Source organism: Streptomyces sp. NPDC041784, assembly GCF_055591025.1.
In genome coordinates this window covers 176981-196720 of sequence record NZ_JBVJAB010000015.1, presented here as the reverse complement: position 1 = coordinate 196720, position 19740 = coordinate 176981, and the positions used below count along the sequence as shown (strand labels likewise).

General features: G+C 70.5%; 23 protein-coding genes and 5 tRNA genes. 20 read left to right on the top strand and 8 right to left on the bottom strand.

Going from position 1 to position 19740, the window contains the following annotated elements:
• The first annotated feature begins 489 nt into the window (after positions 1–489).
• The 3 genes from ACZ6D7_RS29915 (at position 490) to gltX (ending at position 3141) form a co-directional block, all read left to right on the top strand.
• Entirely contained in the window at positions 490–678 is a 189-nt protein-coding gene (locus ACZ6D7_RS29915) for a hypothetical protein (RefSeq protein ID WP_469497289.1), read from the top strand.
• Between the two features lie 200 nt (positions 679–878).
• Positions 879–1664 (top strand): fumarylacetoacetate hydrolase family protein, encoded by a 786-nt coding sequence (locus ACZ6D7_RS29910; protein ID WP_469497286.1) that lies wholly within the window; start codon positions 879–881, stop codon positions 1662–1664.
• A complete protein-coding gene (gltX, locus tag ACZ6D7_RS29905; RefSeq protein ID WP_469497283.1) occupies positions 1657–3141 on the top strand; it encodes a glutamate--tRNA ligase in 1485 nt (494 codons plus the stop codon). The genes ACZ6D7_RS29910 and gltX overlap by 8 nt, the downstream gene beginning before the upstream one ends.
• A 60-nt stretch (positions 3142–3201) precedes the next feature.
• Here gltX and ACZ6D7_RS29900 read toward each other — a convergent pair whose 3' ends face one another.
• Positions 3202–3486, bottom strand: a complete 285-nt coding sequence (locus ACZ6D7_RS29900) for a hypothetical protein (protein WP_469497280.1) — start codon at positions 3484–3486, stop codon at positions 3202–3204.
• A 37-nt stretch (positions 3487–3523) separates the two neighbouring features.
• Between ACZ6D7_RS29900 and ACZ6D7_RS29895 the strand changes: the two genes are divergently transcribed.
• From ACZ6D7_RS29895 to ACZ6D7_RS29870, 6 genes are all read left to right on the top strand, one after another.
• Positions 3524–4255: an HAD family hydrolase gene (locus ACZ6D7_RS29895; protein WP_469497277.1), complete on the top strand. Its 732-nt coding sequence runs from the start codon at positions 3524–3526 to the stop codon at positions 4253–4255.
• 91 nt (positions 4256–4346) lie between these two features.
• Positions 4347–4418: transfer RNA gene (locus tag ACZ6D7_RS29890), tRNA-Gln, on the top strand.
• 39 nt (positions 4419–4457) lie between these two features.
• Positions 4458–4530, top strand: a tRNA-Glu gene (locus ACZ6D7_RS29885).
• A 29-nt stretch (positions 4531–4559) separates the two neighbouring features.
• Positions 4560–4632, top strand: a tRNA-Glu gene (locus ACZ6D7_RS29880).
• Positions 4633–4651: 19 nt separating this feature from the next.
• A tRNA-Gln gene (locus ACZ6D7_RS29875) sits at positions 4652–4723 on the top strand.
• A 28-nt stretch (positions 4724–4751) separates the two neighbouring features.
• Positions 4752–4824 (top strand) — tRNA-Glu (locus ACZ6D7_RS29870).
• A 70-nt stretch (positions 4825–4894) separates the two neighbouring features.
• Here the strand turns inward: ACZ6D7_RS29870 and ACZ6D7_RS29865 are convergent.
• Complete coding sequence (locus ACZ6D7_RS29865) at positions 4895–5539, bottom strand: MerR family transcriptional regulator (RefSeq protein WP_469497274.1); 645 nt, start codon at positions 5537–5539, stop codon at positions 4895–4897.
• Positions 5540–5577: 38 nt separating this feature from the next.
• On the opposite strand from ACZ6D7_RS29865, the gene ACZ6D7_RS29860 reads away from it, so the two are divergent.
• Positions 5578–6093 carry a DUF4188 domain-containing protein gene (locus ACZ6D7_RS29860; protein WP_469497271.1) on the top strand — a complete coding sequence of 172 codons (516 nt, stop codon included), beginning with the start codon at positions 5578–5580 and terminating at the stop codon, positions 6091–6093.
• Between the two features lie 56 nt (positions 6094–6149).
• On the opposite strand, the gene ndgR is transcribed toward ACZ6D7_RS29860, so the two are convergent.
• Entirely contained in the window at positions 6150–6866 is a 717-nt protein-coding gene (ndgR, locus tag ACZ6D7_RS29855; protein WP_010984119.1) for an IclR family transcriptional regulator NdgR, read from the bottom strand.
• 189 nt (positions 6867–7055) lie between these two features.
• Here ndgR and leuC point away from each other — a divergent pair, with 189 nt between their 5' ends.
• From leuC to ACZ6D7_RS29835, 4 genes are all read left to right on the top strand, one after another.
• Complete coding sequence (gene leuC / locus ACZ6D7_RS29850; protein WP_469497268.1) at positions 7056–8483, top strand: 3-isopropylmalate dehydratase large subunit; 1428 nt, start codon at positions 7056–7058, stop codon at positions 8481–8483.
• Between the two features lie 6 nt (positions 8484–8489).
• Positions 8490–9083 (top strand): 3-isopropylmalate dehydratase small subunit, encoded by a 594-nt coding sequence (leuD, locus tag ACZ6D7_RS29845; protein WP_469497265.1) that lies wholly within the window; start codon positions 8490–8492, stop codon positions 9081–9083.
• Positions 9084–9345: 262 nt separating this feature from the next.
• On the top strand, positions 9346–9576 hold the full coding sequence (locus tag ACZ6D7_RS29840; RefSeq protein ID WP_469497261.1) for an SCO5555 family protein: 231 nt from the start codon (positions 9346–9348) through the stop codon (positions 9574–9576).
• 137 nt (positions 9577–9713) lie between these two features.
• A complete protein-coding gene (locus tag ACZ6D7_RS29835; RefSeq protein WP_469497258.1) occupies positions 9714–10367 on the top strand; it encodes an HU family DNA-binding protein in 654 nt (217 codons plus the stop codon).
• 122 nt (positions 10368–10489) lie between these two features.
• On the opposite strand, the gene ACZ6D7_RS29830 is transcribed toward ACZ6D7_RS29835, so the two are convergent.
• Together ACZ6D7_RS29830 and cofC are read right to left on the bottom strand one after the other, a co-directional pair.
• Positions 10490–10696, bottom strand: coding sequence for a hypothetical protein (locus ACZ6D7_RS29830; protein ID WP_469497256.1), 207 nt, complete (start codon positions 10694–10696; stop codon positions 10490–10492).
• 9 nt (positions 10697–10705) lie between these two features.
• Positions 10706–11344, bottom strand: a complete 639-nt coding sequence (cofC, locus tag ACZ6D7_RS29825) for a 2-phospho-L-lactate guanylyltransferase (protein ID WP_469497253.1) — start codon at positions 11342–11344, stop codon at positions 10706–10708.
• A gap of 156 nt (positions 11345–11500) precedes the next feature.
• Here cofC and ACZ6D7_RS29820 point away from each other — a divergent pair, with 156 nt between their 5' ends.
• The 3 genes from ACZ6D7_RS29820 (at position 11501) to ACZ6D7_RS29810 (ending at position 14562) form a co-directional block, all read left to right on the top strand.
• Positions 11501–12295 carry a lysophospholipid acyltransferase family protein gene (locus ACZ6D7_RS29820; RefSeq protein WP_469497250.1) on the top strand — a complete coding sequence of 265 codons (795 nt, stop codon included), beginning with the start codon at positions 11501–11503 and terminating at the stop codon, positions 12293–12295.
• Positions 12292–13302 carry an NAD(P)H-dependent glycerol-3-phosphate dehydrogenase gene (locus ACZ6D7_RS29815; protein WP_469497247.1) on the top strand — a complete coding sequence of 337 codons (1011 nt, stop codon included), beginning with the start codon at positions 12292–12294 and terminating at the stop codon, positions 13300–13302. The genes ACZ6D7_RS29820 and ACZ6D7_RS29815 overlap by 4 nt, the downstream gene beginning before the upstream one ends.
• Positions 13303–13404: 102 nt before the next feature.
• Positions 13405–14562: a D-alanine--D-alanine ligase family protein gene (locus ACZ6D7_RS29810; protein ID WP_469497244.1), complete on the top strand. Its 1158-nt coding sequence runs from the start codon at positions 13405–13407 to the stop codon at positions 14560–14562.
• A 33-nt stretch (positions 14563–14595) separates the two neighbouring features.
• Here the strand turns inward: ACZ6D7_RS29810 and ACZ6D7_RS29805 are convergent, their stop codons facing one another.
• Together ACZ6D7_RS29805 and ACZ6D7_RS29800 are read right to left on the bottom strand one after the other, a co-directional pair.
• A complete protein-coding gene (locus ACZ6D7_RS29805) occupies positions 14596–15078 on the bottom strand; it encodes a DUF3515 domain-containing protein (protein ID WP_469497242.1) in 483 nt (160 codons plus the stop codon).
• 20 nt (positions 15079–15098) lie between these two features.
• A complete protein-coding gene (locus ACZ6D7_RS29800) occupies positions 15099–15332 on the bottom strand; it encodes an Lrp/AsnC family transcriptional regulator (protein WP_079659261.1) in 234 nt (77 codons plus the stop codon).
• A gap of 208 nt (positions 15333–15540) precedes the next feature.
• On the opposite strand from ACZ6D7_RS29800, the gene ACZ6D7_RS29795 reads away from it, so the two are divergent.
• Together ACZ6D7_RS29795 and thiD are read left to right on the top strand one after the other, a co-directional pair.
• Entirely contained in the window at positions 15541–16509 is a 969-nt protein-coding gene (locus ACZ6D7_RS29795; RefSeq protein ID WP_469497239.1) for a thiamine-phosphate kinase, read from the top strand.
• 4 nt (positions 16510–16513) lie between these two features.
• Positions 16514–17314, top strand: coding sequence for a bifunctional hydroxymethylpyrimidine kinase/phosphomethylpyrimidine kinase (gene thiD / locus ACZ6D7_RS29790; RefSeq protein WP_469497236.1), 801 nt, complete (start codon positions 16514–16516; stop codon positions 17312–17314).
• A 176-nt stretch (positions 17315–17490) separates the two neighbouring features.
• On the opposite strand, the gene rpmB is transcribed toward thiD, so the two are convergent.
• Entirely contained in the window at positions 17491–17676 is a 186-nt protein-coding gene (gene rpmB / locus ACZ6D7_RS29785; RefSeq protein ID WP_004924906.1) for a 50S ribosomal protein L28, read from the bottom strand.
• Positions 17677–17936: 260 nt separating this feature from the next.
• On the opposite strand from rpmB, the gene ACZ6D7_RS29780 reads away from it, so the two are divergent.
• The gene (locus ACZ6D7_RS29780) at positions 17937–19709 is read left to right on the top strand and encodes a DAK2 domain-containing protein (protein WP_469497233.1); all 1773 of its coding nucleotides are present in this window, start codon (positions 17937–17939) and stop codon (positions 19707–19709) included.
• Positions 19710–19740: the final 31 nt, after the last annotated feature.

Sequence of the window (19740 nt, the reverse complement as noted above, 5' to 3'; positions counted from 1 at the left end):
GATCCCCCTATCTCGCCGCCACTAGGCGCGTGTGCGCCCCCTGTGCGCCGGCTCGATCCTGCGGCGGTCCGTGAGATTCCAGCACAGTGCCGGATCTCCAACAAGGTGTGTTGGCCGGGCTGTGACATGCGTGACAGCATGTGAGGGCCACGTTACGGGACGTAGAAAGTGATCCCGTATAAAGCAGGCATAAGGGTGCGAAGCGCCGAGAGGTGGCACGTGTCCCAGTCGCCATGATCAGGAGCGGAATGAGGGCTTCAGGGGGCGAATGTCCGTTTCATTACGGTCACCCCAGGGTCGGAATTGACCGCTTTGGCCGTTGATTCGTGAGCAAACTCACACGCTGATCATGAGACCTTCACGCGTTCCCGGGGAATCGCGTGCTTAGCCTGACGCTTTACAGAATTGGCAAATCCGACAAGCCGCGCCTGTGTGAGAGCCCTTCCCCGGTCCTCCCGGCGCCCGGACACGACAGGGTCACGTACAACAGTGAAGACGACGACGATGTTCCACAAGATCGCCAACCCGCGGCGCACCACGCTGGCGCACCTCAAGGACGCCGACGACCTGCGGCTCCCGGAGCAGCCGGAGCACTCCGTCGACCTGCCGGCCCAGACTGCCAACCCCAAGCGCACCATCCTCATGGAGGCCCCGGTCGCGGCGGCCCTCGCGGAGTAGATCTGCCGAGAAGATCCCCACGGATCCACCAAGGTTCCACGGGGTTCCACGAGATCTTCACGTGGAGATACGGGTGAAGGTCGCCGATTGCTCAAGGCGGCCGCCCACGGATGTCAAGGGCGTCCCCGGCCGGGGGCGCCCTTCCGCGTTAGCCTGGAGCGTCACACTCCAGCCAGCTCAGTCAAGGGGCCAACCAACCCGTGCGCATCGCCAGGTTCTCCATCGACGGGAACGTCGCCTTCGGCGCGGTCGAGGGCGACAAGCCGGACGAACTCGTCCTCGACATCATCAAGGGCATCCCCTTCGCGGAATTCCAGCTCTCCGGCACTAAGGTGCCGCTGAGCAAGGTCCGGCTGCTCCCGCCCGTGCTGCCCAGCAAGGTCGTGGCCTTCGGCCGCAACTACGCCGAGCACGCGAAGGAGCTGGGCAACGAGGTGCCGGACGCCCCGTTCGCCTTCTTCAAGCCGTCCACCTCCGTGATCGGCCCCGGCGACGAGATCCAGTACCCGCCCTTCTCGCAGGAACTGCACCACGAGGCGGAACTCGCCGTGGTCATCGGCCGGATGTGCCGCGAGGTCCCGCGCGAGCGCGTGGCGGACGTCGTCTTCGGCTTCACCTGCGCCAACGACGTCACCGCCCGCGACGTCCAGAAGCGCGAGAAGCAGTGGGCGCGGGCCAAGGGCTTCGACAGCTCCTGCCCGCTCGGCCCCTGGGTGGAGACGGACCTCGACCTCGCGACGGCGTCCGATCTCACGATCCAGCTCACGGTCAACGGCGAACAACGCCAGCTCGGCCGCACCAGCGACATGATCCACTCGATCGAGGATCTGATCGTCAACATCACCGAGGCCATGACGCTGCTCCCCGGCGACGTCATCCTCACGGGCACCCCGGCAGGGGTCGGCCCCCTGGCTGTCGGCGACGAGGTCGCCGTCACCATCGAAGGCATCGGCACTCTCACCAACAAGGTTGTCAAGCGTGGCTAGCGCATCCGCCCCAGCAGTCCGTGTCCGTTTCTGCCCCTCGCCCACCGGTAACCCGCACGTGGGCCTGGTCCGCACCGCCCTGTTCAACTGGGCGTTCGCCAAGCACCACCAGGGCACCCTGGTCTTCCGCATCGAGGACACCGACGCGGCCCGCGACTCCGAGGACTCGTACAACCAGCTGCTGGACGCGATGCGCTGGCTCGGCTTCGACTGGGACGAGGGCCCCGAGATCGGCGGCCCGCACGCGCCGTACCGCCAGTCGCAGCGGATGGACCTCTACAAGGACGTCGCCGCGAAGCTCCTGGACGCCGGCCACGCCTACCACTGCTACTGCTCCCAGGAGGAGCTGGACACCCGCCGCGAGGCCGCCCGCGCCGCCGGCAAGCCGTCCGGCTACGACGGCCACTGCCGCGACCTGACCGAGGCGCAGGTCGAGGAGTACCGGGCCCAGGGCCGCGCCCCGATCGTCCGCTTCCGCATGCCCGACGAGACGATCACCTTCACGGACCTGGTCCGCGGCGAGCTGACGTTCACCCCGGAGAACGTCCCGGACTACGGGATCGTCCGCGCCAACGGGGCGCCCCTCTACACCCTGGTCAACCCGGTCGACGACGCCCTGATGGAGATCACCCACGTCCTGCGCGGCGAGGACCTGCTGTCGTCGACGCCGCGGCAGATCGCGCTGTACAAGGCACTGATCGAACTGGGCATCGCCAAGGGGACCCCCGCCTTCGGTCACCTCCCGTACGTCATGGGCGAGGGCAACAAGAAGCTGTCCAAGCGCGACCCGGAGTCCTCCCTCAACCTCTACCGGGAGCGCGGCTTCCTCCCCGAGGGCCTGCTCAACTACCTCTCGCTGCTCGGCTGGTCGCTCTCCGCCGACCGGGACATCTTCACGACGGCCGAGATGGTCGCGGCCTTCGAGATCGGGGACGTCAACCCCAACCCGGCGCGCTTCGACCTGAAGAAGTGCGAGGCGATCAACGCCGACCACATCCGCATGCTGGACGTGAAGGACTTCACCGAGCGCTGCGCCCCCTGGCTGAAGGCCCCGGTCGCCCCCTGGGCGCCGGAGGACTTCGACGAGACGAAGTGGCAGGCGATCGCCCCGCACGCCCAGACCCGCCTCAAGGTCCTCTCGGAGATCACCGACAACGTCGACTTCCTCTTCCTCCCGGAGCCGGTCTCCGACGAGGCGTCGTGGACGAAGGCGATGAAGGAGGGCGCAGCCGACCTGCTCCGCACGGCCCGCGAGAAGCTGGAGTCCGCCGACTGGACCTCGGCGGAGTCCCTGAAGGAGGCCGTCCTGGCCGCCGGCGAGGCCCACGGCCTCAAGCTCGGCAAGGCCCAGGCCCCGGTCCGCGTGGCCGTCACCGGCCGCACCGTCGGCCTCCCCCTCTTCGAGTCCCTGGAGATCCTGGGCAAGGAGCGGACGCTGACGCGGATCGACGCGGCACTGGCGACATTGTCGGCCTAGCCCGCACACGCGTGAGGGGCGGCACCCGGACTCCGGGTGCCGCCCCTCACGCCGTCCGCCTCAGACGGCGTCGTCCTCGTCGATCAAGTAGTGGGTCTCGTCGAAGATCCAGACCACGACGACGACCATGATCGCACCCGCGACCACGTACTCCAGCATCACGCCAGGGGCCACATATGCCTTGCGCAGGTTTTCGTCCGGGCCCAGCGGTGCGGTCGAGGCCTTGCGGAACGGGTCACGAGCCAGTATCCGCACGGCCCTGTCCAGCTGAACCTGGCGCGAGCCGGGCAGGGTGTCATATGCCGCCCGTGCCTCAAGGGTGAACTGAACTCGGTACTCGCTCATGCCCTTCAGTGTGCCAGCCCGCGATACCGTCGGAGACATGAGCATTCGCGCCGTGGTCTGGGACGTGGACGACACCCTCTTCGACTACACGACCGCGGACCGCGAGGGCATGCGGTCGCATCTCACCGCCGAGGGGCTGCTGGGCGGGTACGGCACTCCGGAACAGGCCCTCGACCGCTGGCGGGAGGTCACCGACCAGCAGTGGGCGCGCTTCGCCGCCGGGGAGGTCTCCTTCGAGGAGCAGCGGCGGGACCGGGTGCGGGTCTTCCTGGGCGCGGAGATGACCGACGACGAGGCCGAGAACTGGTTCCGGCGCTACCTCGCGCACTACGAGGCGGCCTGGGCGCTGTTCCCGGACGTCCTGCCCGTGCTCGACGCCCTCGCCGCCAGCCACCGGCACGCGGTGCTCTCCAACTCCAGCCTGACCGTCCAGGACCACAAGCTGCGCGTCCTCGGGGTGCACGACCGCTTCGAGACCATCCTGTGCGCGGCGGAGCTGGGGGTGTCCAAGCCGGAGGCCGCCGCCTTCCTCGCGGCCTGCGACGCCCTGGAGCTGTTCCCGCACCAAGTGGCGTACGTCGGCGATCACCCGGAGATCGACGGCCGGGGCGCCGCCGACGCAGGCCTGCTCTCGGTGTGGATCGATCGCTACGGCGGTACGGCGACCGTCGAGGTGACGCCCGGGCGGCACCGGATCGCGACCCTCGCCGAACTGCCCGCGATCCTCGGCCCGGATACCCGTTTTGGAGCCCAGTCCACCTTCGGGTAATGTTCTTCCTGCGCCGCCGGGGAGCGGGCCGAAAGGCCGGAAACCGGGGGAGCGAACTAGAACAAGATCCCCTCCAGGGTTTGCGTTCCAGTGGCCTATGGTGTAATTGGCAGCACGACTGATTCTGGTTCAGTTAGTCTTGGTTCGAGTCCAGGTAGGCCAGCTCGCGGAGCTTATCCGCGCCGTGGAGAACATCCACAAAGCCCCCGTTGTGTAGCGGCCTAGCACGCTGCCCTCTCAAGGCAGTAGCGCCGGTTCGAATCCGGTCGGGGGTACTGATCTCGATCAACTCGGGATCGCTAGGGCCCCCGTTGTGTAGCGGCCTAGCACGCCGCCCTCTCAAGGCGGTAGCGCCGGTTCGAATCCGGTCGGGGGTACGACTGGTCTAAACCACATTGGTCTATGGTGTAATTGGCAGCACGACTGATTCTGGTTCAGTTAGTCTTGGTTCGAGTCCAGGTAGACCAGCTCGGGCCTGCGGAAACGCAGTGTCCACGCCCCCGTTGTGTAGCGGCCTAGCACGCCGCCCTCTCAAGGCGGTAGCGCCGGTTCGAATCCGGTCGGGGGTACACAGTCCGACAGGGCCTCCACTTCGGTGGGGGCCCTTCGGCATTCCCGGCCCCTTCGGGCTTTCCCCGCTCACTCGAAGCCGTACCGCCGGGCCGACTCCTCCTCCTGGGCCAGGCGGTGCAGGGACCGGAGCATCGGCTCGATCAGGATCGCGCCCAGTACGGCGGTCTCGATGCGTTCCGGCTCCGACTCCCGCGTCTCCACGAAGTCCAGGTCCAAGACGGCGGCCCGGTGCATCAACCGGGCGTAGGAGGCGAGGAGTTCGGCGTCCCAGTCGTAGCCGAGGCGGCGCAGCGCGGCCACCGCCACCACCAGGGAGCGGTAGGCGGGGGAGATGCTGGTCAGCAGGCGGGCGTTCGTCCAGCCCAGGGTCCGCAGCAGGTCGTCGGCCTCGGTCTGCGCGGCCCGGACGTGCTCGTCCTCCGCGTCCGGCTCCGGAACCTGTGGCAGTGCCCACAGGGCCGCGCCGAGGCGGATCGTACGGCCCAGGGAGTCGTCGTCGACGTGCCCGAGCACCTCGCGGACCGTCGCCACCGGAATCCGGCCCACCTGGATCATCGCCCGCACCAGCCGCAGCCGGCGCAGATGCTCCTCGTCGTACTCGGCGGTCGTCGCGTTGACCTGGCGTCCCGGCGGCAACAGGCCCTCGCGCAGGTAGTACTTGATCGTCGCCGTGGAGACCCCGCTGCGTTCGCTGAGTTCGGCCAGTCGCATCCCTTGCGGCCCTCCTTGGTTAGCGGCACTGTCCAAGCATGTCTGACACAGCGAGTCCTGCCACCGCGAGCCGTACCACCGCGGACGCCCACGGTGATGTCGTGGTGCTGCTGATCGGAATGCGCGTGAACCACTTCTGGGCCGTGCACCAGTGGCTGCCGGTCATGCTGGCGATGTTCCGCATGCTGGCCGAGCTGAAGAGGGATCCGGGCCGCGGGCCGCTCTCCCGCGTGCTGCTGACGGCCTCGCCGCGGACGTACTACGTCGTCCAGTACTGGGAGTCCAAGGAGAAGCTGTACGCGTACGCGGGAGCGCCCGACGCGTTCCACCACCGTGCCTGGGCGAGGATCAACCGTCTGGAGAAGGGCGGCAAGGTGCGCGGGCACGTGGGGATCTGGCACGAGGCGTACGTCGTACCGGAGGGGTCCTACGAGGCGATCTACGGGGACATGCCGGCGTTCGGCCTCGCGGCCGCGCACGGGCAGGTGCCGTTGGAGCGGCGGGGGCGGTACGCGAAGGACCGGTACGCGTACCGGTCGCGGGAGACGATCTGAGCCCGTGGGGTGAGGGGCCTGCCGCGGCGTTGAGGCGGGCCCTTCTCCCGTAGGGGTCAGCCCGTCCGGCGCAGGGCCTCCGACAGGCGGCCGGCGGCGTCGATGACCGCCTGGGCGTGCATCCGGCCCGGGTGGCGGGTCAGGCGCTCGATGGGGCCGGAGACGGACACGGCGGCCACCACACGGTTGGACGGGCCGCGGACGGGCGCGGAGACCGACGCGACGCCCGGCTCGCGCTCACCGATCGACTGGGCCCAGCCACGGCGTCGTACGCCCGACAGGGCGGTCGCGGTGAAGCGGGCGCCCTGGAGGCCGCGGTGCAGGCGCTCCGGCTCCTCCCAGGCCATCAGGATCTGCGCGGAGGAGCCGGCCTTCATCGTGAGCGTGGAGCCGACCGGGACCGTGTCCCGAAGGCCGGACAGGCGCTCCGCCGCGGCCACGCAGATCCGCATGTCGCCCTGGCGGCGGTAGAGCTGCGCGCTCTCGCCCGTCACGTCACGCAGGTGGGTCAGCACCGGGCCCGCGGTCGCGAGGAGGCGGTCCTCGCCGGCGGCCGCGGCCAGTTCGGCCAGCCGGGGGCCGAGAATGAAACGGCCCTGCATGTCACGTGCCACCATGCGGTGGTGCTCCAGGGCCACGGCCAGTCTGTGGGCCGTTGGTCGTGCGAGTCCGGTGGCCGCGACCAGACCCGCGAGGGTGGCCGGGCCGGACTCCAGGGCGCTCAGGACAAGGGCCGCCTTGTCCAGAACGCCCACGCCGCTACTGTTGTCCATGAAACGATATTCCCGTCTCACTCTGTGAAACGCAAGTTCATTTTTCCGTGAGACGCGCAACCCTTGGAGACATGGCGGCCCGGAGTGAAGCGGGCCTGGCGGCGGGTGCCCATGAACAGGGGCCTGGGGCGTCGCCTCCACAAGATCTCTAGTTGGGCCGGTGCGTCATTGCCGGCCGGAGGGAAAGCGATGGGTAGGACACTCGCGGAGAAGGTCTGGGACGACCACGTCGTCCGGCGCGCCGAGGGCGAGCCCGACCTTCTCTTCATCGATCTGCACCTCCTGCACGAGGTGACCAGCCCGCAGGCCTTCGACGGACTGCGCAAGAGCGGCCGCCCGGTGCGCCGTCTCGACCTCACCATCGCCACCGAGGACCACAACACCCCGACCCTCGACATCGACAAGCCCATCGCGGACCCGGTCTCGCGCGTCCAGCTGGAGACGCTGCGCAAGAACGCCGCCGAGTTCGGTGTCCGGCTGCACCCGCTGGGTGACGTCGAGCAGGGTGTCGTCCACGTCGTCGGCCCGCAGCTGGGTCTGACCCAGCCGGGCATGACCGTCGTCTGCGGCGACTCCCACACCTCCACGCACGGCGCCTTCGGCGGTCTGGCGTTCGGCATCGGCACCTCCCAGGTGGAGCACGTGCTGGCCACCCAGACGCTGCCGATGGCCCGCCCCAAGACCATGGCGATCACCGTTGACGGCGAGCTGCCCGACGGCGTCACCGCCAAGGACCTGATCCTCGCGATCATCGCGCGGATCGGCACCGGCGGCGGCCAGGGCTACGTCCTGGAGTACCGCGGCTCCGCCATCGAGAAGCTCTCGATGGAGGCCCGGATGACCATCTGCAACATGTCGATCGAGGCCGGCGCCCGCGCGGGCATGATCGCCCCCGACGAGACGACCTTCGCGTACCTCAAGGGCCGCCCGCACGCCCCGCAGGGCGAGGACTGGGACGCCGCCGTCGCGTACTGGAAGACGCTGAGGACGGACGAGGACGCCGAGTTCGACGCCGAGGTCGTCATCAAGGCCGAGGAGCTGTCGCCGTTCGTCACCTGGGGCACCAACCCCGGCCAGGGCGCGCCGCTTTCGAGCGCGGTCCCCGACCCCGCTTCGTACGAAGACGCTTCGGAGCGCCTCGCCGCCGAAAAGGCCCTGGAGTACATGGGGTTGGAGGCCGGACAGCCGCTGACGTCCATCAACGTGGACACCGTCTTCGTAGGTTCGTGCACCAACGGCCGCATCGAGGACCTGCGCGCCGCCGCCGAGCTGCTCAAGGGCCGCAAAGTCGCCGACGGCGTACGGATGCTGGTCGTCCCCGGCTCCGCGCGGGTCGGTCTCCAGGCCGTCTCCGAGGGTCTGGACGTCGTCTTCAAGGAGGCCGGCGCCGAATGGCGGCACGCGGGCTGCTCGATGTGTCTGGGCATGAACCCCGACCAGCTGGCACCGGGTGAGCGCTCAGCGTCCACCTCCAACCGCAACTTCGAGGGCCGGCAGGGCAAGGGCGGTCGTACGCATCTGGTGTCACCGCAGGTCGCGGCCGCCACGGCCGTCCTGGGCCACCTCGCGTCCCCCGCCGACCTGTCCGCCGACACCCCCGCGCCCGCTGGAGTCTGATCAGTCATGGAAGCATTCACCACGCACACCGGCCGGGCCGTCCCGCTGCGCCGCTCCAACGTCGACACCGACCAGATCATCCCTGCTCACTGGCTCAAGAAGGTCACGCGGGACGGGTTCGAGGACGGGCTGTTCGAGGCCTGGCGCAAGGACTCGGCCTTCATCCTCAACCAGCCCGAGCGACAGGGGGCCACCGTGCTGGTCGCCGGCCCCGACTTCGGCACCGGCTCCTCCCGTGAGCACGCCGTCTGGGCGCTGCAGAACTACGGCTTCAAGGCGGTCATCTCCTCCCGGTTCGCCGACATCTTCCGGGGCAACTCGCTGAAGAACGGCCTGCTCACCGTGGTTCTGGAGCAGAAGATCGTGGACGCGCTCCAGGAACTCACCGAGCGGGACCCGCAGGCCGAGATCACGGTCGACCTCCAGGACCGCGAGGTGCGCGCCGAGGGCATCACCGCCTCCTTCGAGCTGGACGAGAACTCCCGCTGGCGGCTGCTGAACGGGCTGGACGACATCTCCATCACCCTCCAGAACGAGGGCGACATCGCTGCCTACGAGGCCAAGCGCCCGTCGTACAAGCCGAGGACGCTCCAGGTCTGACCCAGCGCCCGGCTGGTCGACTTTCGGCCACCGCGAGACCCCCTCCGTACCCCCGATCGGTCCGATCGGGGGTACGGCTGTGTCTGGCCCCCTCCAGCCCCCGAAGTCTTCGCCGTTTCTCCCAACTTCCCACGTTAGGAGGGTGGTTGCCGGGGTACGCGCCCTGTGCGCAGGTGTCGTCCGAAGGCTCCTTGAGGGCCGTTCGGGGCGGCAGTTGCCCCCTGGGCGGGCGACAACTCGCCCCAGATGGCACAATCTGTGCATGGAACACGACGGCCAACTCGAGCTCTATACGGCGGTCGCGAACCAGCTCAAGGAAGCGCACACAAGAGTGCGCGCACTGCAAGTCCCGGAGGGCGTACGGATGGCGCTGACCCGGAAGCTGCTGGTCATTACGGCCGCGGCCAAGCACGATCTCGCCGACGCGACAAGGCGGCTGGAGCGGTTCATGGCGGACCTCGACGAGGGGCGTCTGCCCGAAGAGGAGCGTTGATCGCCTCCAAAGCAGCCGAGTTCGTTGCGGCACAAGGGTGATTAGCCCGTTTCGTGTTTGATTTGCGGTATATATCTGCCTAACGTGCGAAAAAGCTTGAACACTTTCGTTCTGGCGAGGTCTCCGAAGGGGAAGACGTGAACAAGGCGCAGCTCGTAGAAGCGATTGCCGACAAGCTGGGCGGCCGCCAGCAGGCCGCCGACGCTGTCGACGCGGTCCTGGACGCCATCGTCCGCGCGACCGTCGCAGGGGACCGGGTCTCGGTCACCGGCTTCGGTTCGTTCGAGAAGGTCGACCGGCCGGCCCGCTACGCTCGCAACCCCCAGACGGGCGAGCGGGTTCGGGTCAAGAAGACGTCCGTGCCGCGCTTCCGCGCAGGCCAGGGCTTCAAGGACCTGGTGAGCGGCTCGAAGAAGCTCCCGCGCGGTGGCGAGGTCGCCGTCAAGAAGGCCCCCAAGGGCAGCCTGACCGGCGGTGCCTCCGCCACGGTCAAGAAGGCCGCCGCGAAGAAGACCACCGCCGCCGCGAAGAAGACCACGGCCGCCGCCAAGAAGACCACCGCGGCGGCGAAGAAGACCACGGCCGCCGCGAAGAAGACCGCCGCGGCCGCGAAGAAGACCACCGCGAAGAAGGCCACGCCGGCCGCGAAGAAGGCCACCACCGCCACAACGGCCGCCGCGAAGAAGACGACGGCCAAGAAGGCCCCGGCGAAGAAGGCGACGGCCAAGAAGGCCCCCGCCAAGAAGTCGACCGCCCGCAAGACCACCGCCAAGAAGGCCACCTCCCGCTAGGCACACCGCCCACCGGGCACCAGGCGGGCAAGGGCACCCACGCGCCGGGCCGGACTCCCTCTCGGAGTCCGGCCCGCGGCGTGTCCAGGGGCTTGTGCGGGCGCTTCAGCAGCTGTGCGGCGTCACGAGAAGGTGTGCAGCGTCACGAGGACGACCCGCCGGGCGTCCCCTTCGCCCTCGGTCTCGATCCGCACCCGCTGGCCCGGCCGCAGCAGCCGCAGCCCGCCCGCGTCGAACGCCGGCCCGTCGAAGGGCACCGGCGTGCCGTCGTCCAGCAACACCTGTCCGCTGCGGCTCTCGGGGTCGTACGTGTACGCGGTGGCCTGCATGTCGGCAGCCTACTGCCCGATCCCCAGCAGCCGCGCGGCCGCAGCGGCCGTCCGGGGACCGACCCCCAGGGCGAGCGCCGCCCGCAGGTCGTCGCCGGTGTCCACGTCCTGCCGTACGGAATCCACGGCGGTGAGCCGGAGTTCCTCGGCGCCCGAGGCTCGGTGCCGGGACCGGGAATCCGTACCGAATGCGGGAAGCAATTCACGGCCCGGAGCCACGGCGAGAAGCGTGGTGCCGATTGCGGCCGCGTCCGGGAGAAAAGCGCGCGGGAATTCCGCGGCCGCGTCCAGGACCCGGGCCAATTCCGGCGGACGCAGGGCCGGCAGATCGGCGTTCAGCGCCGCGAGAGCGGAATCGGGGTGTGATCCGCGGACGACGGCCGCCGCGTGCGCCAGAGCGGCGTTCAGGCCCGCCCGGGGTTCGTCGGGGACGATGCGGGCACCCAGCGCGGCCAGGGTGTGCCCGGCCAACGTGTCGTCCGTGACGACCGCCACATCCCCTACGGCCGCGCAGGCCAGCGCCGCCGCCACGGTGTCCTCGGCGAAGGCGAGGGCGAGACCCGGGCGCAGGCCGTCACCGGCGGTGTCCGCGAGCCTGCTCTTGGCGAGCGCCAAGGGCTTCAGGGGTATGACCAAGGTCCACTGCACCGGCGTACCGTCCCTCTCTTCTCGCGGCCATTGTCACCCGGCCCATCCGCCGGTCGGGCGGGCGGGCGTACGGTGTTCTCGACAGACCGGCGGCTCGGAGCGACACTTGTGCGGCTCACAGGTTCCGGAGAGAAGTCCTAGAGGGAAGGTGTCCGCGTGCCCCGCCGCAGAATCGGCTTCTGGTACCGCTTCGCAGCGGTCCTGTGCAAACCCTGGCTGGTGGTTCTGATCAAGCGGGACTGGCGCGGAATGGAACACATTCCGGCCGACGGCGGTTTTATCACCGCGGTGAACCACAATTCGCACATCGACCCCTTCGCCTACGGGCACTTCCAGTACAACACCGGACGCGTGCCCCGATTCCTGGCGAAGAGCGGCCTTTTCAGGACGGGGTTCGTCGGCGCCGCGATGCGCGGCACCGGGCAGATCCCCGTCTACCGCGAGTCCACCGACGCGCTCAGCGCCTTCCGGGCCGCGATCGAGGCCGTGGAACGCGGCGAGTGCGTCGCGTTCTACCCCGAGGGCACCATCACCCGCGATCCGGACGGCTGGCCCATGACGGCCAAGACCGGCGCCGCGCGGGTCGCCCTGCAGACCCAGTGCCCGGTGATCCCGGTCGCCCAGTGGGGCGCCAACGAACTGCTGCCGCCCTACAGCACGAAGCCCCACTTCTTCCCGCGCAAGACGCACCGGGTGCTCGCGGGTCCGCCCGTGGACCTCTCGCGCTTCTACGGCCGGGAGATGACCGCGGAGGTCCTCAAGGAGGCCACCGAGGTCATCATGGCCGCCATCACCCGCCAGCTGGAGGACATCCGCGGCGCGAAGGCGCCCGAGACGCCCTACGACCCGCGTCGGGAGCGGATCGAGCAGCGGCGCCGGACCCAGGCGCAGACTCAGCCGCCGGGCCGGGACGAGGCGCAGAACAGTCACGAGGGGGAGAGCACCAAGTGAGCAAGCCCGTCAAGGCGGCCGTCTTCGGCACCGGATCCTGGGGGACCGCCTTCGGCATGGTCCTCGCCGACGCGGGCTGCGAGGTGACGCTCTGGGCGCGCCGCCCCGAGCTGGCCGACGCGGTCAACTCCACGCGGACCAACCCCGACTACCTGCCCGGCGTCGAACTCCCCGGGAACCTCCGGGCCACCGCCGACCCGGCCGAGGCCGCCCGGGGTGCCGACTTCACCGTCCTCGCCATCCCCTCGCAGACCCTGCGCGCCAATCTCGCCGAGTGGACCCCACTGCTCGCCCCGGGAACCGTCCTCGTCTCGCTGATGAAGGGCGTCGAACTCGGTACGACCATGCGGATGAGCGAGGTGATCGAGGACGTCGCCAAGGTGGGCCGGGACCGCGTCGCCGTGGTCACCGGACCCAACCTCGCGCGTGAGATCGCCTCCCGTATGCCGGCCGCCTCCGTGGTCGCCTGCACCGACGAGGCCGTCGCCCAGCGGCTCCAGACCGCCTGCCACACCCCGTACTTCCGCCCGTACACCAACACCGACGTGGTCGGCTGCGAGCTGGGCGGCGCGGTGAAGAACGTGATCGGCCTGGCCGTCGGCATCGCGGACGGCATGGGGCTCGGCGACAACGCCAAGGGCTCGCTCATCACGCGCGGCCTCGCCGAGACCACCCGCCTCGGCCTCGCGATGGGCGCCGACCCGCTCACCTTCTCCGGACTCGCGGGCCTGGGCGACCTGGTGGCGACCTGCTCCTCGCCGCTCTCCCGCAACCACACCTTCGGCACCAACCTCGGCAAGGGCATGACCCTCCAGGAGACCATCGCGGTCACCCGGCAGACCGCCGAGGGCGTCAAGTCCTGCGAGTCCGTGGCGGATCTGGCCCGCCGCCACGGTGTCGACATGCCGATCACCGAGACGGTCGTGGACATCGTCCACGAGGGCAAGCCGCCCGTGGTCGCACTCAAGGAGCTGATGTCGCGCAGCGCGAAGGCCGAGCGACGCTGAGCGACGCCGTGCGAGGCCGTACGGCCGCCGCGGGGACGCCACGCGGTGGCAACGGATCCGACGCTGTCTCGGGGCTCTACCACCGGGTACTCTCATGCCGATATGAGCACCGAGAACCTCCCCCAGAGCCCTGAGCAGCCGTCTCGCAAGCCGCGTGTGGCCGTCGTGTCCGGCGGCCGCAGCTCCGAACACGGGATCTCCGTGGTCACCGGCGGCGCCGTCCTGAAGGCCATCGACCGGACCAAGTACGAGGTCCTGCCGATCGGCATCACGCGGGACGGGCGTTGGGCGCTCATCGCCGACGAGCCGGACCGGATGGCGATCTCCGACCGCCGTACCCCCGACATCGAGGAGCTGGCCGAGTCGCCGGAGGGCGGTGTGGTGCTCCCCGTCGACCCCGCGAACCGCGAAGTCGTCTACAGCGAGCCGGGATCGGTGCCCAAGGCGCTCGGTGAGGTCGACGTCGTCTTCCCCGTCCTGCACGGCCCCTACGGCGAGGACGGCACCCTCCAGGGCCTTCTGGAGCTGTCCGGTGTGCCGTACGTCGGCTCGGGCGTGCTCGCCTCGGCCGTCGGCCAGGACAAGGAGTACATGAAGCGGGTGTTCACCTCGTTCGGGCTCAAGGTCGGCCCGTACGTGGTGATCCGGCCGCGCGAGTGGGAGCGGGACGAGTCCGCCGCCCGCAAGAAGATCGTCGACTTCGCGGGCGAGCACGGCTGGCCGCTGTTCGTGAAGCCCGCGCGCGCGGGTTCGTCGATCGGCATCACCAAGGTCGACGATCTCGCGGGCCTGGACGAGGCGATCGCCGAGGCCCAGCGCCACGACCCCAAGATCCTGGTCGAGGCGGCGCTGCGGGGCCGCGAGATCGAGTGCGGCGTCCTGGAGTTCGAGGACGGCCCGCGGGCCTCCGTCCCGGCCGAGATCCCGCCGCCGGACGCGCACGCATACTACGACTTCGAGGCGAAGTACATCGACTCGACCCCGGGCATCGTCCCGGCCCCGCTGACCCCCGAGGAGACGGCCGAGGTCCAGCGGCTCGCCGTGGACGCCTTCGAGGCGGCCTCCTGCGAGGGACTGGTCCGCGCGGACTTCTTCCTCACCGAGGACGGCGACTTCGTCATCAACGAGATCAACACCATGCCGGGCTTCACGCCGATCTCGATGTACCCGGCGATGTGGCAGGCCAGCGGGATCAGCTACGAGGAACTGGTGGACCGGCTCATCCAGGCGGCCCTGCGCAGGTCCACGGGACTTCGGTAGTCCTCGGCAGGCCTCGGGAGGCCTCGGCAGGCCTCAGTCGGCGATCCCTTCGGGGATCGCCTTCTCGACGGCGGGGGCCAGGTCGACGAGCGGGGCCAGCCCGTTGCCCGTACGGGCCTTGGGGATCGTCACCTCGACATACGCCGTGCGCAGCGTGCTGGTGAAGCGGAACGAACCGTTCTGCTGCTCCTCCAGCAGCCATCCCACCCCGTCCACCTCGACCCCGTCGGCGTTCGTATCGCTCATCTTCTCGGGCCGTTCGACCCCGCAGCGCAGTATGATCGCCGGGTCCCCCCAGCCCGCGGTCAGCGCGGAGGCGGGCTCGGGATCCCGGCGGCCCTGACCGTCCACCTTCGACGGCAGCGCCTCGTCCAGGTTCCGGCACGATTTCGCGACCTTCGCCGCGGGACTGGGAACCGGCGTCGCCGTGGTGTCGTCTGCCGATGAGCAGCCCGCGGCGGCGCACAGCAGTACGAGGGCGGGCAGACCACTGAGCCGGTGACGGAAAAGATTCACCGGCCAAGGGTAGACGGGGGCTACAGATGCACGACCGGGCAGGTAAGGGTACGGGTGATCCCGTCCACCTGCTGGACCTTGGCGACCACCATCCGGCCGAGGTCGTCCACCGTGTCGGCCTGGGCTCGCACGATCACGTCGTACGGTCCCGTCACGTCCTCGGCCTGGACCACGCCAGGGATCTTGCTGATCTCCTCGGCGACGGTCGACGCTTTGCCGACCTCCGTCTGGATCAGGATGTACGCCTGTACCACGGAACCTCCAGGGCGGCCACGAGGATCATGTGGGGAAAAGGAACGCCACGGTATCGCGTCGCCGCGCGTCGCGGGGAGACCCGCGGAGAGCATGGCACGCGCGTGCCGGGGTGCGGGCTCTACAGAGGTTGACGGTCACATCGACCGTATCGAGGACACTGGTCCTGCGCGACCGGGCACGGACAGGTACAGAAGGGGCGAAACGGCAATGAAGGGCACTGTTGGTGAGCTAGGGGAGTTCGGGCTCATCAGGGAGCTCACCTCCCGTCTCACCACCACCTCGGCGGTGCGCGTCGGCCCCGGCGACGACGCCGCGGTGGTCGCCGCGCCCGACCGCCGGGTCGTGGCCAGCACCGACATCCTGCTGGAGGGCCGGCACTTCCGCCGTGACTGGTCCACCGCCTACGACGTCGGCCGCAAGGCCGCCGCCCAGAACCTCGCCGACATCGCGGCCATGGGCGCGGTGCCGACCGCTCTGCTGCTCGGCCTCGTCGTGCCGGCCGAGCTGCCGGTCACCTGGCCGAGCGAGCTGATGGACGGCCTGCGCGACGAGTGCCAGGTCGCCGGGGCGTCCGTGGTCGGCGGGGACGTGGTCCGCGGCGACACGATCATGGTGTCGATCACCGCGCTCGGCGATCTGCGCAACCAGGAGCCCGTCACCCGGGCCGGCGCCCAGCCCGGCGACCTGGTCGCGGTGACCGGCTGGCTCGGCTGGTCCGCCGCCGGGTACGCGGTGCTCTCCCGCGGCTTCCGCTCGCCCCGCGCCTTCGTCGAGGCGCACCGCCGCCCCGAGCCGCCCTACCACGCCGGTCCGGCGGCCGCCGGGCTCGGCGCGACCGCGATGTGCGACGTCAGCGACGGGCTGATCGCCGACCTCGGGCACATCGCCGAGGCCAGCAAGGTCCGGATCGACATCCGCTCCGGCGCCATCGACATCCCCACCCAGATGAACGACATCGGGCAGGCCGTCGGCGTCGATCCCATCCAGTGGGTGCTGACCGGGGGCGAGGACCACGCGATCGTCGCGACCTTCCCGCCGGACGTGAAGCTGCCCGCCCGCTGGAAGGTGATCGGCGAGGTCCTCAACCCCTCCGCGCTGCCCCAGGTGACGGTCGACGGGGCGCCCTGGACCCGGCAGGGCGGCTGGGACCACTTCGGGGACATAGAGGGGGCGTAGCGCCGTGAAGCCCAGGGTGGTGACGGTGGCCGGCTCCGACTCCGGCGGCGGCGCGGGCATCCAGGCCGACCTGAAGACGATGCTCGCGCTCGGTACCCACGGGATGAGTGTCGTGACGGCGGTCACCGCGCAGAACTCCCTCGGGGTGCAGGGAGCCTGGACGCTGCCCGTGGAGGCGGTCCGGGCCCAGTACCGCAGTGTGGTGGACGACATCGGCGTCCAGGCCGTGAAGACGGGCATGCTCGCCTCCGCCGAACTCGTCGAGGCGGTCGCGGAATTGATCGCCGGGACGGACGCGCCGGCCGTCGTGGACCCGGTGGGCGTCTCCAAGCACGGCGACTCGCTGCTGGCGGCCTCGGCGCTCGACTCCGTGCGCGCCAGGCTGCTTCCGGTGGCGACCGTGGCCACGCCGAACCTCGACGAGGTCGCCCAGCTCACCGGCGTCCACGTCAGGACGGAGGACGACCTGCGGCGGGCCGCGGCGGCGGTCCTGGCGTACGGGCCGCGGTGGGCGCTGATCAAGGGCGGCCATCTCTCCGGCGACGCCGTGGACCTGCTCACGGACGGCACCGAGGAACACTGGCTGCGCGCGCCCCGTCACGACAACCGGCACACGCACGGCACGGGCTGCACCCTCGCGTCCGCGATCGCGGCACACCTCGCGAAGGGGGAGTCCGTACCGGAGGCGGTGACGGCGGCCAAGGCGTACGTCACCGGAGCGATCGCGGCCGGCTTCGCGCTGGGAGGCGGGATCGGGCCGGTGGATCACGGGTGGGAGCTGAGGCGGGGGACGGCCGGCATCTGATGCCGGTCGTCGCCGTGTGCCCCGCCGTACGGCGGGCTGCGTGAGGTGCGCTGCGTACGGCGGGCTTCGTGCGGCGGGCTTCGTGCGGCGCGCTTTCGGGCACGGCAAAAAGCCGGCCCACCTAGGTGGACCGGCTAAATGCGGCGAACCTGCATGGCCGCGCGCTTAGCTGTGCGTCAGCGCGAGACCTTGCCGGCCTTGATGCACGAGGTGCAAGCGTTCACGCGCTTCGGCGTCCCGCCGACCACGGTACGCACACGCTGGATGTTGGGGTTCCAGCGACGGGGCGTACGGCGGTGCGAGTGCGAGATGTTGTTGCCGAAGCCCGGCCCCTTGCCGCAGACGTCGCAGTTGGCAGCCACGGGTCACTCCAAAGACTTCAGATGCACTTACGGTTGATCCCGGCATGCCGGGATCAGGATCAGGGATCTGAGTGGCGGTGCCAGGGGAAAAAGCCCGATCTGCATCGGGCAACCGGAGCAGCATACAACGACTGCGCCAGTAGAACGAAACTACCATGCCTGCTCAGGGACCTGCTCCCGGCCCCGGTCCTCACCTGTGTCCCGTCGGCACGGGCCCGGGGTCTACGCTGCGTCCAGTCCAGCAGCTCAGGGAGGCGCAGGTGGCGCACGTGCCGCAGACATTCTTCGATGCTCTCGCGGTGCGCACCTGGTGCGGCCTCGCGCTCACTGCGCTGGGCCGCGCGCGTGAGGAGATCGACGCGATCAACGTGTACCCCGTCGCGGACGGGGACACCGGCACCAACCTCTACCTGACCGTCGAGTCCGCGGCGACCGCCGTCGAGGCGGTGTTCGCGGGGTACGAGGCGGGGGCCTCCACGGGTGGTCCTTCCAGCAGCGGTCCTTTCAGCGGTGACCCTTCCGCCGGCGGTCCTTCCCTCGCCGACGCCGCGCGCGCGATGGCGCACGGCGCGCTCATAGGGGCGCGCGGGAACTCGGGCACGATCCTCGCCCAACTGCTGCGCGGCATGGCCCAGGTGCTGTCCGCCGAGGGCGAGGCGGCTCACACGGACGGGGACGGGCTGCGGCTGGCGCTGCGGCAGGCGTCCGACTCCGCCCGCCAGGCGGTCGCCCACCCCGTCGAGGGCACGGTCCTGTCCGTCGCCTCGGGCGCCGCGGACGCGGCCGACGGGGCCGAGGGCGACTGCGCGGCGGTCGCCCGGGCCGCCTACCAGGGTGCCTGCGCGGCGCTCGCCGTGACCCCGGCCCAGCTGGCCGTCCTGGAGCGGGCCGGAGTGGTCGACGCGGGCGGCCGGGGACTGGTCGCGGTCCTCGCGGCGCTGGTGGAGACGTTCACCGGGGAGGCGCCGACGCTCCCCGCCGCCACGGCGACCTGGTCACTTGCGCGCTCGCGCGCGCACGCGCGCGAGGCCGCCCGGTCCGAGGCACACGCGCGCGTGCCGGCCGACCCGGCGGAGAGCTGCGCCGACGGGCCGGACGGCGAGGACGGCGGCCCCGCCTTCGAGGTGATCTACCTCCTGGAGGCCGAGGACGCGGCCGTCGCCCGCCTGCGCCGCCGCCTGGACGCCCTCGGCGACTCGCTGGTCGTCGTCGGCGGCGACGGCCTGTGGAACGTCCATGTGCACGTGGACGACGCGGGCGCCGCCGTGGAGGCGGGCGTGGAGGCGGGGCGGCCGTACCGGATCCGCATCACGCACTTCGGCGTCGGCGACGCGCACACGCGCGGGGGCGAGCGTCCGCCCCGCGAGCGCGCCCAGCGGGCGGTCGTCGCCGTCGTGCCCGGCGAGGGCCTGGCCGGGCTCTACGGCGAGGCCGGCGCGACCACCGTCCTCGCGCGCCCCGGGGAGCCGCCCGCCAGCGGCGAGCTGGTCGAGGCCGTACGGCGCGCCCACGCGCGGGAGGTCGTGTTGCTGCCCAACGACGCCGACCTGCGGCACACGGCGGCCGCGGCCGCCGAACAGGCCCGCACCGAGGGCATCCGGGTGGCCCTGATCCCGACCCGTTCCGCGGTCCAGGGGATCGCCGCACTCGCCGTGCACGAGCCGGACCGCCGCTTCGACGAGGACGTCGTCTCGATGACCTCGGCGGCCGGTGCGACCCGGTACGCCGAGGTCGTCGTCGCCGAACGCCAGTCGTGGACCATGGCCGGCATCTGCCAGGCCGGCGACATCCTCGGGCTCGTCGACGGGGACGTGGCCGTCATCGGCGCCGACGTCACCGCGACCGCCGAGACCGTCCTGAACCGCATGCTCTCGGCGGGCGGCGAGCTGGTCACCCTGGTGCTCGGCGACGAGGCCCCCGAGGGGATCGCCGAGCACCTGGAGGCACGCGTACGGGAGGCGTACCTCGCCGTCGACACGGTGGTGTACCGGGGCGGCCGGCAGGGCGCGCTGCTGCTCATCGGCGTCGAGTAGCCGCCCGCCCGCCTGTCTGCCGGCCGGCTGT

Coding starts and splice junctions, on each gene's coding strand:
- ACZ6D7_RS29900 (WP_469497280.1), bottom strand. CDS start 3,486: ATGAGCGAGTACCGAGTTCAGTTCACCCTTGAGGCACGGGCGGCATAT.
- ACZ6D7_RS29895 (WP_469497277.1), top strand. CDS start 3,524: ATGAGCATTCGCGCCGTGGTCTGGGACGTGGACGACACCCTCTTCGAC.
- ACZ6D7_RS29865 (WP_469497274.1), bottom strand. CDS start 5,539: ATGCGACTGGCCGAACTCAGCGAACGCAGCGGGGTCTCCACGGCGACG.
- ACZ6D7_RS29860 (WP_469497271.1), top strand. CDS start 5,578: ATGTCTGACACAGCGAGTCCTGCCACCGCGAGCCGTACCACCGCGGAC.
- ndgR (WP_010984119.1), bottom strand. CDS start 6,866: ATGGACAACAGTAGCGGCGTGGGCGTTCTGGACAAGGCGGCCCTTGTC.
- leuC (WP_469497268.1), top strand. CDS start 7,056: ATGGGTAGGACACTCGCGGAGAAGGTCTGGGACGACCACGTCGTCCGG.
- leuD (WP_469497265.1), top strand. CDS start 8,490: ATGGAAGCATTCACCACGCACACCGGCCGGGCCGTCCCGCTGCGCCGC.
- ACZ6D7_RS29840 (WP_469497261.1), top strand. CDS start 9,346: ATGGAACACGACGGCCAACTCGAGCTCTATACGGCGGTCGCGAACCAG.
- ACZ6D7_RS29830 (WP_469497256.1), bottom strand. CDS start 10,696: ATGCAGGCCACCGCGTACACGTACGACCCCGAGAGCCGCAGCGGACAG.
- ACZ6D7_RS29810 (WP_469497244.1), top strand. CDS start 13,405: ATGAGCACCGAGAACCTCCCCCAGAGCCCTGAGCAGCCGTCTCGCAAG.
- ACZ6D7_RS29795 (WP_469497239.1), top strand. CDS start 15,541: ATGAAGGGCACTGTTGGTGAGCTAGGGGAGTTCGGGCTCATCAGGGAG.